Below are 12,204 nucleotides of genomic sequence, written 5' to 3' on the forward strand. Positions count from 1 at the left end.
TCGGCGCTGCGCATGTGAAAAAAGGCGATCCCGTGGGTCGCCTTTTTTTCGTCAGCGCGCGATCGGCTTCATGCCGAGCTGCTGGTAGCGCGGCGGCAGCCGTTCGAACAGGAAGTCGACGAAGGTGCGGACCGCCGGGATCATGCCGCGGCGCGACGGATAAATGCAGTGCACGATGCCTTCGGGCGACTGCCAGTCGGGCAACACGGTCACCAGCTCGCCGCGGCGGATCTCGGCCTGCGTCGCCACCGAGGGCAGCAGCGCGATGCCGCGGCCGCGCACGGCGGCCTCGGTCAGCACGATGAAGTCGTTGCAGCAGAGCTGCGGCTGCACCGTGACCTCGATCGATTCGCCCTTGCCGTTGCGCAGCGGCCAGGCCACCTCCGCCTGCGGGTCGTTGAAGCTCAGCGTCGCATGGCCGGCGAGGTCCTGCGGGGTGTCGGGCGTGCCGTGGCGCTGCAGATAGGCCGGGCTGGCCACCAGCGTGCCGCTCGCGATGCCGAGCTGGCGCACCACCAGCTCCGCGTCGGTGTCGAGCCGCGTGCGGACCCGCAGCGCGAGGTCCACGCCCTCGTTGATGAGGTCGACCCGCCGGTTCGTCACCATCAACTGCACCGAGACTGCCGGCCAGGCGTCCATGAACTCCGGCAAGAGCGGCGCCAGCAGTTGCTGCGCGATCGACACCGGGCAGCTCACCACCACGGGACCGGCAGGCTCGGTCTGCAGCTGGCGCATGGCCTCTTCGGCGGCACGTGCCGACACCGCCATTTCGCGGCAGTAATGGAGGTAGCGTTCGCCCGCCGTCGTGAGGCGCAGGCGCCGCGTCGTGCGCTGCAGGAGGCGCACGCCGAGGCGCTCCTCGAGCTGCGAGATGCGGCGCGACAGGCGCGATTTGGGGATGTCCAGCGCACGGGCCGCGGCGCTGAAGCCGCCCTGGTCCACGACCTGGGCGAAATAGAAGAGATCGTTGAGATCGTGCATCTCGATTGTTCTACCTATAGAACTTTTAGTTCATCTTAACCGGGTTTATGGTTCTAATGAAGCGTTCTACAGTGTCGACATGCTTAGCGCGGCAAGCCGCCGCCACACGGAGAAATTCTCATGAAGACGCTTGTCGTACTGACCTCGATCCTCGGTGATCGTTCCAACTCCCGCCAACTGGCCGACCACCTGATCGCCCGCACCCGGGCCGCCGATCCGGCCGGCAGCATCGTGATCCGCGATCTGTCCACGGACCCGGTGCCGTACTTCGACGGCAACACCGTCGGCGCGCTGTTCACGCCCGCCGAGGCCCGCACGCCGGCCCAGCAGGAAATCGTCGCGCTGAGCGACGCGCTGATCGCCGAGTTGCAGGCCGCCGACCGCGTGGTGTTCGCGCTGCCGGTCTACAACTTCAACATGCCGGCCCAGTTCAAGAGCTATCTGGACTACCTGGCGCGCGCCGGCGTCACGTTCCGTTATACGCCGGAAGGGGTGCCCGAGGGACTGGTAAAGGGTAAGCAAGTGCTGACGCTGATCGCCCGCGGCGGCAAGGCCGAAGGCACGCCCGGCGACACCATGACGCCGTACCTGACGCAGATGTTCGCGTTCCTCGGCATGACCGACGTGACCTACATCGCCGCCGAAGGCATGGCGATGGGCGAACTCGCCGCGGCGGAAGGCCTGGCCCTGGCGAAGCAGCGCATCGACGCGCTGATCGCCCAGCCCGAGTCCGCGCTCGCCGCCTGAGCGCCGCGCGCAGCGGCTGCTTGCCGCCCGCAGCTTGCCGCCCGCAGTTGGCCGCCCGCAACAAAAAGCCCGGCTGGAGTTTTCTCCAGCCGGGCTTTGCTTTTACCGCGACACGACAGCGGGCTCAGAGTGCCTGCATTTCGGTGTTGGCATTACGCGAGGGCACCGGCGCCGGGGCGGGCGCGGGCGCGGGAGTGGGCACCGGCGCCGTGGCGGCCGGGGCCGCGGCGGCGGGCGCGTCGGTGCCGGGCACCGGCACCTCCACGTACGGCAGGTTCAGCGCCTGGCTCGTCAGGGTGCGGATCTGGTTGGTCAGCGCCGGGCTGTCGTTCAGCTTCTGCCCGTAGGAAGGAATGATCTCCTTCAGGCGCGCCTTCCAGCCGGCTTCCATTTCCTTGGGGAAAGCACGGGCCAGCACGTTCAGCATGATCGGCGGCGAGGTCGAGGCACCGGGCGACGCGCCCAGCAGCGCGGCGATCGTGTTGTCCTTGTCGGTCACGATTTCGGTGCCGAACTGCAGGATCGGGCCTTTCTCCGGATCGCGCTTGATGACCTGCACGCGTTCACCCGCAGTCACCAGGCGCCAGTCTTCGCGCTTGGCGTGGGGGAAGTACTTCAGCACCTGCGCCTGGCGATCGTCGTCGGTCAGCATGGCCTGGTTGATGAGGTACTTCACCAGGTCGAGGTTTTCGATGCCCACGCTCGTCATGGCGGTCACGTTGTTGTGATTCACCGACGAGAACAGGTCGAAGGCCGAGCCCTGCTTGAGGAACTTGGTCGTGTAGAGCGCAAACGGCCCGAACAGCACCACCGGCTTGCCATCGAGCTTGCGCGCATCCAGGTGAGGCACCGACATCGGGGGCGAGTCGGTATCGGCCATGCCGTAGGCCTTCACGTTGTGGCGGCCCGCGATCGAATCGGCGTCGAACGCGAGGAACTGTCCGCCCACCGGAAAGCCGGCGTAGTTCTTCGATTCCGGGATGCCCGAGAGCTGCAGCAGCTTGAGCGACGCGCCACCGGCGCCGATGAACACGAAGCGCGACTTCACCGTGCGTTCCTGGCCGCTCTTCAGATCCTTGACGGTGACGTTCCACGTCTTGTCGTCGTTCTGGCGCAGCGCGGTCACCTCATGCTGCAGCTGCAGCTTGAAGTTCGGATTGCGTTGCAGGCCCTGCGTCAGCTGGTTCGTGATGACACCGAAGTTCACGTCGGTACCCAGCGGCATGTAGGTGGCGGCCACCTTCTGCTTGGGATCGCGGCCTTCCATCAGCAGCGGCGCCCACTTCTTGATCTGCTCGGGATCGGTCGAATATTCCATGCCGTAGAACAGCGGGCTCTTCACCAGCGCTTCCTGGCGCTTGCGCAGATACTCGATGCGGTCTTCGCCCCAGACGAAGCTCATGTGGCCCGTCGGATTGATGAAGTCGGAGGGCTGGCCCAGACGGCCGGCCTTGACCTGGTGCGCCCAGAACTGGCGCGAGATCTCGAACTGCTCGGCAATGCCGATCGCTCGCTTGATGTCGACCGAACCGTCGGGCATCTCGGGCGTGTAGTTCAGTTCGGCGAAGCCCGAGTGACCGGTGCCGGCGTTGTTCCAGCCGTTGGAGCTTTCCAGCGCCACGCCATCGAGGCGTTCGAAGAGTTCCACGCGCCAGTCCGGCTGCAGTTCCTGCAGGTAGGTGGCGAGCGTGACGCTCATGACACCGCCGCCCACCAGGACGACGTCGACGGGTTTTTCGTTTTCGGCTGCGGGCACCGAACGCTGGTGCAGCGGCCAGTACAGGAACAACGTCAGTGCAATTATCGCCAGTGCAGCCAGGCTGCCCACGATCTTGAGAAACTTTCTCATGGGTTGAGTACCTTCTGTTTGAGAGGGTTATATGTTTTTGTTTTTATGCAGGAACATCGAGAAAAACGGGTGGTTGCGAGCCTCCATGAAAGCGCCGCGCGCAGGCCGCCCAAGACGGGCTTGCGCGTGACGGCCGGCCCGCGCGGGGCGCAGGCCGAAAACGAAACGGGAAAGGGATCCGGCCTCGTGCCGGCATGCCTCATCTGCTGTCGAGCCGGCCGCAAGGCCGTCCGCGTGACGCCGCGCCGCCAGACGAGTGGCGGCAAGCGAGGTCAGCGGGTGGGCATCAACAGGTGCGCAGAATCATGGAGGTGTTGCCAGGCACGTCGGTGCGGGAGCAGGGCCACGGCGGGCGCGCTGCCATCGCGTTGCGCAGGGCGCGCAACGGGAGCCGTCGTGCCCAGAACAGCCCCGGGCAAACGGCTCCGTGCGAGATGCGAAGGATTATCGCACAGCAATGCAAGAGGCCTGTCCGGCCCCCGGACAGCGTCAGTCGCGCAGGCGCTTGATGAGGCTGGAGGTGTCCCAGCGGCCGCCGCCCATCTTTTGCACGTCGGCATAGAACTGATCGACCAGTGCGGTCACGGGCACGCGGGCGCCGTTGTTGCGCGCTTCGGCGAGCACCAGGCCCAGGTCCTTGCGCATCCAGTCGACCGCGAAGCCGAACTCGAACTGGCCGTCGACCATGGTCTTGCCGCGGTTTTCCATCTGCCAGCTCTGGGCGGCGCCCTTGCTGATCACGTCGAGCACCTGCTTCATGTCGAGGCCGGCCTGCTGGCCGAACGCGATCGCTTCGGACAGGCCCTGAACCAGGCCCGCGATGCAGATCTGGTTGACCATCTTGGCCAGCTGGCCCGCGCCCGGCTCGCCCACCAGCGTGACCGCGCGGCCGAAGGCCAGCGCCACCGGGCGGATGGCGTCGAACACGGCCTGCTCGCCGCCGCACATGACCGTCAGCACGCCGTTGACCGCGCCGGCCTGGCCGCCCGACACGGGGGCGTCGATGAACTGCAGGCCCAGCTCGCGGGCCTTCGCGTAGAGCTCGCGGGCCACGTCGGCCGAGGCGGTGGTGTGATCCACGAACACGGCGCCCGCCTTCATGCCGGCGAACGCGCCGTTCTCGCCCAGCACCACGCTGCGCAGGTCGTCATCGTTGCCCACGCAGGCAAACACGATGTCCGCGTCCAGCGCGGCTTCGCGCGGCGTGGGGGCGTGCTTGCCGCCGAACTCGGCGACCCAGGCTTCGGCCTTGGCCGGGGAGCGGTTGTACACCGTCACGGTGTGGCCCGCGCGCGCGAGGTGGCCGGCCATGGGCAGGCCCATGACGCCCATGCCCAGGAAGGCGACGCGCTGCGGCGTCACGTTGTCATAGCTCTTGGAACCGATGCTTGCCATGCGGGGAACTCCGGTGAGGTGCGAAAGAGGCGATTACCTTACCGCAATCAAAAGCCCGCGGCGAGCCCGTCGCGCCGACTGTCGCTGGCCGCCACGTAGCCGTCTACGCCCGGATCGCCCAGGCGCCAGATGAACTGCCCCGAGCCGAAGTCGGTGCAGGGGTCGGCGATGCGCTCGAGCAGGTGCCCGCGCGCGCGCAGCCCGTCGACCACGGCGGGACAGAGCGCGCACTCGGCATCGACCGACAGCCCGCGGTTCCATTTCCAGCGCGGCGCGTCGCATGCTGCCTGCGGCTGCTGGGCGTAATCGAGCATGCGCACCAGGGTCTGCACATGGCCCTGCGGCTGCATGTTGCCGCCCATCACGCCAAAGCTCATCTGCGGCGCCCCGTCGCGCATCAGCAGCGCCGGAATGATGGTGTGGAACGGCCGCTTGCCGCCGGCCACCGCATTCGGATGGGCGGGGTCGGTGGAGAACGCATGGCCGCGGTTCTGCAGGCTGACGCCGGTGCCCGGCACGACCACGCCCGAGCCGAAGCCCATGTAGTTCGACTGGATGAAGCTCACCATCATGCCGTGCCGGTCGGCCGTGGTGAGATAGACGGTGCCGCCCTGCGGGGCCTGGCCCGGGCTGAAGATGCGCGCGCGGCGCAGGTCGATCTGGCGCGCGCGCTCGGCGAGATAGGCGGGGTCGAGCAGCTGTGCCGGCGTGACCCGCATGTGGGCCGGGTCGGCCACGTGCGTATACACGTCGGCGAAGGCCAGCTTCATCGCCTCCAGCATGATGTGTTGCGTCTCGGGATGGTCCACCGGCCGCTGCGCCAGCTCGAAATGCTGCAGGATGCCCAGCGCGATCAGCGCCGCCATGCCCTGGCCGTTGGGCGGCAGCTGATACAGCGTGTGGCCGCGGTAGTCCTGCCCGAGCGGCTCGACCCACTCGGGTTGGAAGTCGCGCAGATCGGCCAGCGTGAGCGCGGCCTCGTGCGCCTGCGCGTGCGCCACCAGCTTGTGCGCGGTCTCGCCTTCATAGAAATCACGGCCCGCGCTGCGGGCGATGCGCGCCAGGGTGCGGGCCGCGTCCGGCAGGCTCACGCGCTGGCCCACGCGCGGGGCATGGCCGTCGGGCAGGAAGTGCTCGGCGTAGCCGGGCTGGTCCTGCAGCGCATCGACCTGGGCGGCCCATTTGTGTTGCACCACCGGCGTCACGGCGTAGCCGCGCTCGGCGTATTCCTGGGCGGGCGCCAGCACGGTGTCGAGATCGAGCCGGCCGAAGCGGCCGTGCAATGCCACCCAGCCCGCCACCGCGCCCGGCACCGTCACGCTGTCCCAGCCGCGCATCGGAATGCCGCCCGGGTGCTTGCGCTTGAAGTAATCGATGCTCCAGCGCGCCGGCGCCGGACCGGAGGCATTCAGGCCGTGCAGGCGCGCGCCGTCCCAGACGATGGCGAAACAGTCGGCGCCCAGGCCATTGCTGACCGGTTCGACGATCGCCAGGGTCGCGGCCGCCGCGATGGCGGCGTCCACGGCATTGCCGCCTTGCGCCAGCATGCGCAGGCCCGCCTGCGCGGCCAGCGGCTGGGAGGTCGCGACGGCATTGCGGGCAAAGACGGGAAGGCGAACGCTGGGATAGGGGTTGGTCCAATCGAACATCATGGGGCGATTCGATACGACACGGGTAAACCCCTAGCTTAACTGAGCGTCCGGGTTCCTCGTTTGCGCTGTGCCAGAGCCATGTCGGTCTGCAATCCTCCGTGGCGGCCGGCAGGGATTTTCAGACGAAAAAAAACCGGGCCCACGCGGGGCCCGGTTTCCGGCTGGAGGCCGGCTCGCGCCGGCGTCAGGCTCAGTCTTCTTCCACGAAGGTCTCTTGGCGCTTCTTGCGGATCGCAGGCAGGGCCACCAGCACCACCAGGAACAGGGCCACGGCCAGCAGCGAAGCCGACAGCGGGCGCGTCACGAAGGTACCGAAGTCGCCACGCGACAGCAGCAGGGCGCGACGGAAGTTTTCTTCCATCATGGGGCCCAGCACCAGACCCAGCAGCAGCGGCGCGCCTTCGCACTTCAGCTTCGACCACACATAACCGATCACGCCGAAGATTGCCGTGATGAAGATGTCGAAGGTGTTGTAGTTGAGCGAATACACACCGATCGTGCAGAACACCAGGATCGCCGGGAACAGGATGCGGTAGGGCACCTTGAGCAGCTTGACCCACAGGCCGATCAGCGGCAGGTTCAGCACCACCAGCATCAGGTTGCCGATCCACATCGAGGCGATCAGGCCCCAGAACAGTTCCGGGTGGCTGGTCATGACCTGCGGGCCGGGCTGGATGTTGTGGATGGTCATCGCACCCACCATCAGCGCCATCACGGCGTTGCCTGGGATACCCAGGGTCAGCAGCGGGATGAACGAGGTCTGGGCTGCGGCGTTGTTCGCCGATTCCGGACCCGCCAGGCCGGCCGGGTGGCCCTTGCCGAAGCGCTCGGGGTTCTTCGAGATCTTCTTCTCGAGGGTGTACGACGCGAACGACGACAGCACGGCGCCACCGCCCGGCAGGATGCCCAGGGCCGAACCCAGGGCGGTGCCACGCAGCACGGCCGGGGCAGCTTCCTTGAATTCCTGCTTGTTGGGATACAGCGAGCCGATCTTGTCGGTGATGTCGACGCGGTTTTCCTTCTGCTCGAGGTTGGTCATGATTTCGGCGAAGCCGAACACGCCCATGGCCACGATGGCGAAGTCGATGCCGTCCTGCAGTTCGGGCACGCCGAAGTCGAAGCGGGCGACACCCGAGTTCACGTCGGTGCCGACCATGCCGAGCAGCAGGCCCAGGATGATCATCGCGATTGCCTTGGGCAGCGAGCCCGAGGCCAGCACCACGGCGCCAACCAGGCCGAGCACCATCAGCGAGAAGTATTCGGCAGGACCGAACTTGAAGGCCAGCTCGGCCAGTTCGGGAGCGACCCAGGCCAGCAGCAGGGTGGCCACGCAACCGGCGAAGAACGAACCGAGTGCAGCGATGGCCAGTGCGGCGCCGGCGCGGCCGTTGCGCGCCATCTGGTGACCGTCCAGCACGGTCACCACCGCGGATGTCTCACCGGGTAGCGCCACCAGGATCGCAGTCGTGGAGCCGCCGTACTGCGCGCCGTAGTAGATACCGGCAAGCATGATCAGACCGGCCACCGGGGGCAGCACGTAGGTGATCGGCAGCAGCATCGCGATGGTCGGCACGGGGCCAATGCCGGGGAGCACGCCGATCAGCGTGCCGAGAATGCAGCCCAGCAGGGCGTATGCCAGGTTTTCGGGCGTGAAGGCCACGCCGAAACCCATCATCAGGTTGTCAAACAATTCCATGTGGCTCTCCTTAATTGCTCAGAAACGACGGCCACAGCGGGAAGATCAGGCCCAGGCCCTTGATGAAGGCCAGGTACGCGAACACCACCAGGAAAATACCGTTGGCAACGGCCACCTTGAGACTGAACTCGTGGCTCGCCAGGCTGCTGGTGACGACCAGGATGAACACCGAGATGTACACGCCCAGAAGTTTCAGGAGCACGCCATAGAGGATCACCGAGCCCACGACGAGGAACACGATGCGCCAGTCGAAGCGGTCGACATGCGTTTCGGTGGCCTTCTTGGCCAGCGATCCGATCAGAACGACCGCACCCAGCAATGCCAGGACGAGTCCCAGCCAGAAGGGGAAATACCCCGGGCCCATGCGGGCGGCAGTACCCATTTGGTAGCTGCTTGCCTGCCAGGCGAATCCCAGTCCAAGGGCGATGAACATCACCCCCGACCAGAAGTCCTGCCGATTGCGTAGCTGCATGATTGGTTGGCTCCTGTTTTACAGCATGTAGATAAGGCTCAAGCCCGGGCGTAGTCTGACCAATGTTGGTCGCAGGCGACGGGCGCAAAAAAGGCACTTGAGGGTGCCATTTGTTGTTCTTTGAAAGCTCGATTCGCCTCTTTTGAAAGCGGAAAAGGCTTTTTTGAAGGCCGAATACTAATGGAGGGCAAGCGCAAAACAAACCCTGGAGCCAGCGCCTGAGCTCGGGGTTTTCCCTAGAAATTCGCCTGTATAGGGGATGATCCTGCCTTCAGATGTAACCCGCAGCGCGGATTGAAGGTGTTTTGAAAGCAGATTGAAAGCTTGAAGAAAGGATGGTGAAAGTCGACCCGGTCGTCCGACTTTTGCGCCCGCTGGCGGGGCCCTGTGAAAGCCTTCTGGCAATTCGCTTTCAGGTTCTACTGAATATTGCCGTGTTTCTCAGCTTGCGTGAAGGGGCCCGATCCGCTTCCGGATGGTTTACGATAGCGCCCATGTTGCATGACCTCGACCAACTCGCCGCCCGAATCGGGCAATTGGTGCAGCGCACCCGGCAGCTTCACGCCGAGCGCGACGCGTTGCGTATCCGCCTGAACGAAAGCGAAGCGGAGCACCGCGCGCTGCAGGCACGCTATGCCGAACGCGAAGCCGAATTCCAGTCGCTCAACGCGCGCGCCCGTGAACACGACTCCGCCGCAGAACTCCTGCGCGCCGAAACGCAGCGCGCCGAAGCCTCGCTGCGCGAAGAGCTCGCCCGCGAATCCGCCGACCGCCATGCGCTCGAAGCGCGCGCCGCGGCTCGCGAAGCCGAACTGCAGGGCAGCCTGCTGTCGCGCGACAACGAACTGCAGCGCCTGCGCGTGGCTGCCGCTTCGGCCCGCGAGCGCATCGACGCCGTGCTGGCCCGCCTGCCCGGCGCGGCCGCCGAGGAGCAGCACTGATGGAACGTATCGATATCAACCTGCTGGGCCGCGACTACTCGCTCGCGTGCTCGGCCGAAGAAAAGCCCACCGTCCTGGCCGCCGTGCGTCACGTCGACCAACTGATGCTGCGCATCCAGGGCACCGGCAAAGTTTCCAGCAACGAGCGCATCGCCGTGATGGCCGCGCTGCAGATCGCTGGCGAACTGCTCGCCATGAAAGCCCCCGACGGTCCGCTGGGCGGTTTGGCGGTCGGCGACTTCAAGCGTAGAATTGAGGAAATGAACACGATGCTCGACGATGCGTTGTCGGGCCAGGAAAAGCTGCTCTGAGCGAGCGGCGGTTCTTTCGGGTTCAAGGGCGCCAGTGATGGTGCCCGGCAGTCAGGGCGCAAGCCCTGCCGCCACCCGCAGACTTCCCCGGCAAGAAGCCTGATCGTGGTGCGCCAGCGCGGCGCGCCGGGATGCTTGCCCCACCGGTTGTCCCTGCGGTGTTCGTGACTTGGCCATACATTCTCTGAACCTATGTCTTATGGCATATTGGTTGCGGGAGTGTCGAGCTGGCGTGATTGTCCCTCCGGGGATGAACCCAAGGCTCTTCGGAACGCGACCACCTTGAACCTCAGGGTTCGAGATGCCGGCCTAGACGGCACCCGCGGGGCATTTCTTCCGCAAGCCTGCTTTGCGCAGGCTTGCGGCCCCCCGGCAAGTCTCCCGATTCTTTCAATCGCTTTCGCGAACCCGCCTGCGCGTCGCCTGCGCACACGCGCGCTTACAGATCATTGCACTGTGGCGCGCGCACCCGTTCCATACCTGATAGCTTTCTGCTTGCGCGCGGGTGCCGGTTGCCCGCCGCCGCGTACAGGGCTGTGCCCCCGCGCATCGTCCGGCGTCACACTCTAAAGGTTGTTGCGATGACCCATTCCCAGCGTTCCGAATTTCTTCCGGCCCGCCCGGCCATGCCGGCGCTCACCCGCCTGGCCGCCGCCTGCGGTGCGGCCCTGGCCATGGCGTTCGCGCCCGCCGTGTTTGCGCAGAATGCTCCCGCGGCCGGCACCACCGAGACGGCGAGCAACACCAGCCGCGGCCCCGAGCTGAACCTGCAGGCCGGCGCCTCCACCGAGGTCAAGCAGGACACCGTGCGCATCACCCTGGCGGTGGAGCTGGAGGCGGCCGACCAGGCCACCGTCGGCAAGCGCCTGTCCGCCGCGCTCGACGACGTGGTCAAGCGCGCCAAGGATGCGAAGGGCGTGGAAGTGCGCTCGGGCGGCTACAACGTCTGGCCCAACTCCAGCAGCAAGGGCAAGATCACCAACTGGCGCGGCCAGGGGCAGATCATTCTGGAGTCGAAGGATTTCGAGGCGGCCTCGGATCTCGCCAGCAAGCTGGGCGACAAGACCGCCATCGCCAACATCCAGTTCCTGCTGTCGCCCGAGGCGCGTGAGGCTGAGGAGCGCAAGCTGTTGACGCAGGCCGCCAACGCCTTCCGCGAGCGCGCGCTGGCGGCGTCGACCGCCTTCGGCTTCAAGGGATATCAGCTGTCGAAGATCGACCTGAGCGGCGGTGGCGAAGTGCCGATGCCGCGCATGCCCGCGCCGATGATGATGGCCAAGGACAGCGCGGAAGGTGCCGCCGGCGTTCCGCTGGAAGCCGGCGAGGTCACGGTCAGTGTGACGGTGAGCGGGACGATCGTTTTGCAGTAAACACGAAGAGCGCCAGGCCGGCGAGGAACATGGGCAGCGACAGCCATTGACCCATGCTCATTCCGCCGGCCAGCAGGCCCAGGAAGTTGTCGGGCTCGCGCGTGAATTCCACGAGGAAACGGAACGCGCCATAGCCCATCAGGAACAGCGCGCTCACCTGGCCCAGCGGGCGCGGCTTGCTCGAAAACCACCACAGGATGCCGAACAGCACGATGCCTTCCAGGCCCAGCTCATAGAGCTGCGACGGGTGGCGTGCGAGGCCGTCGCCGGATCCCGGGAACACCATCGCCCACGGCACGTCGGTGGGACGGCCCCACAATTCACCGTTGATGAAGTTGCCCAGCCGGCCCGCGCCGAGCCCGAGCGGGATCAGCGGCGCGATGAAATCGGCCACGGCGAAGAAGGGCATCTTCTGCTTGCGTGCGAACAGCAGCATCACGACGATCACGCCGATCAGGCCGCCGTGGAAGGCCATGCCGCCTTGCCACAGATACAGGATCTCGAGCGGATTGCTGAGGTAGTAGCCCGGCTTGTAGAACAGCACGTAGCCCAGGCGGCCGCCCACCACTACGCCCAGCACGCTGTAGAAGATCAGGTCTTCGAGCCCGCGCGCCGTCATGGCGCCGCCCTTGCCCTGGGAGATGCGATAGCGGCCCAGGCCATACACCAGGGCGAACGCCACCAGGTACATCAGGCCATACCAGTGGATCGCCAGAGGGCCGATCTGCAATGCAATGGGGTCGAATTGTGGGTACTGAAGCATGTTGCGCCCGGCAGAGAAAGATGGTCG

The 12,204-nt window shown here is 66.1% G+C and carries 11 protein-coding genes and 1 other RNA gene; 5 read left to right on the forward strand and 7 right to left on the reverse strand.

The window, feature by feature from the left end:
- Positions 1–51: 51 nt before the first annotated feature.
- Positions 52–981: a LysR family transcriptional regulator gene (locus tag CEG14_RS03755; protein WP_094824997.1), complete on the reverse strand. Its 930-nt coding sequence runs from the start codon at positions 979–981 to the stop codon at positions 52–54.
- Positions 982–1,101: 120 nt separating this feature from the next.
- On the opposite strand from CEG14_RS03755, the gene CEG14_RS03760 reads away from it, so the two are divergent.
- The gene (locus tag CEG14_RS03760; RefSeq protein ID WP_094824998.1) at positions 1,102–1,728 is read left to right on the forward strand and encodes an FMN-dependent NADH-azoreductase; all 627 of its coding nucleotides are present in this window, start codon (positions 1,102–1,104) and stop codon (positions 1,726–1,728) included.
- Between the two features lie 124 nt (positions 1,729–1,852).
- On the opposite strand, the gene mqo is transcribed toward CEG14_RS03760, so the two are convergent.
- The 5 genes from mqo to CEG14_RS03785 all read right to left on the reverse strand — a co-directional run bounded on the left by mqo (position 1,853) and on the right by CEG14_RS03785 (position 8,792).
- Positions 1,853–3,577: a malate dehydrogenase (quinone) gene (mqo, locus tag CEG14_RS03765; RefSeq protein WP_094824999.1), complete on the reverse strand. Its 1,725-nt coding sequence runs from the start codon at positions 3,575–3,577 to the stop codon at positions 1,853–1,855.
- Between the two features lie 489 nt (positions 3,578–4,066).
- Positions 4,067–4,972 carry an NAD(P)-dependent oxidoreductase gene (locus tag CEG14_RS03770; RefSeq protein WP_094825000.1) on the reverse strand — a complete coding sequence of 302 codons (906 nt, stop codon included), beginning with the start codon at positions 4,970–4,972 and terminating at the stop codon, positions 4,067–4,069.
- Between the two features lie 47 nt (positions 4,973–5,019).
- Positions 5,020–6,624, reverse strand: coding sequence for a gamma-glutamyltransferase family protein (locus CEG14_RS03775; protein ID WP_094825001.1), 1,605 nt, complete (start codon positions 6,622–6,624; stop codon positions 5,020–5,022).
- Between the two features lie 190 nt (positions 6,625–6,814).
- Complete coding sequence (locus CEG14_RS03780; RefSeq protein ID WP_094825002.1) at positions 6,815–8,320, reverse strand: tripartite tricarboxylate transporter permease; 1,506 nt, start codon at positions 8,318–8,320, stop codon at positions 6,815–6,817.
- Between the two features lie 10 nt (positions 8,321–8,330).
- Entirely contained in the window at positions 8,331–8,792 is a 462-nt protein-coding gene (locus CEG14_RS03785; protein ID WP_094825003.1) for a tripartite tricarboxylate transporter TctB family protein, read from the reverse strand.
- Between the two features lie 494 nt (positions 8,793–9,286).
- Between CEG14_RS03785 and CEG14_RS03790 the strand changes: the two genes are divergently transcribed.
- From CEG14_RS03790 to CEG14_RS03805, 4 genes are all read left to right on the forward strand, one after another.
- On the forward strand, positions 9,287–9,733 hold the full coding sequence (locus CEG14_RS03790) for a hypothetical protein (RefSeq protein ID WP_306437023.1): 447 nt from the start codon (positions 9,287–9,289) through the stop codon (positions 9,731–9,733).
- Positions 9,733–10,044 carry a cell division protein ZapA gene (locus CEG14_RS03795; RefSeq protein ID WP_094825004.1) on the forward strand — a complete coding sequence of 104 codons (312 nt, stop codon included), beginning with the start codon at positions 9,733–9,735 and terminating at the stop codon, positions 10,042–10,044. Before CEG14_RS03790 ends, CEG14_RS03795 begins: the two co-directional genes overlap by 1 nt.
- A gap of 147 nt (positions 10,045–10,191) precedes the next feature.
- Positions 10,192–10,377, forward strand: a non-coding RNA gene (gene ssrS, locus CEG14_RS03800) — 6S RNA.
- Between the two features lie 248 nt (positions 10,378–10,625).
- Positions 10,626–11,414 (forward strand): SIMPL domain-containing protein, encoded by a 789-nt coding sequence (locus CEG14_RS03805; RefSeq protein WP_256985570.1) that lies wholly within the window; start codon positions 10,626–10,628, stop codon positions 11,412–11,414.
- Here CEG14_RS03805 and lgt read toward each other — a convergent pair.
- Positions 11,377–12,177, reverse strand: a complete 801-nt coding sequence (gene lgt / locus CEG14_RS03810) for a prolipoprotein diacylglyceryl transferase (protein ID WP_094825006.1) — start codon at positions 12,175–12,177, stop codon at positions 11,377–11,379. The genes CEG14_RS03805 and lgt overlap by 38 nt on opposite strands.
- Positions 12,178–12,204: the final 27 nt, after the last annotated feature.

It is taken from the genome of Bordetella genomosp. 1 (assembly GCF_002261335.1).
GTDB lineage: Bacteria > Pseudomonadota > Gammaproteobacteria > Burkholderiales > Burkholderiaceae_B > Bordetella.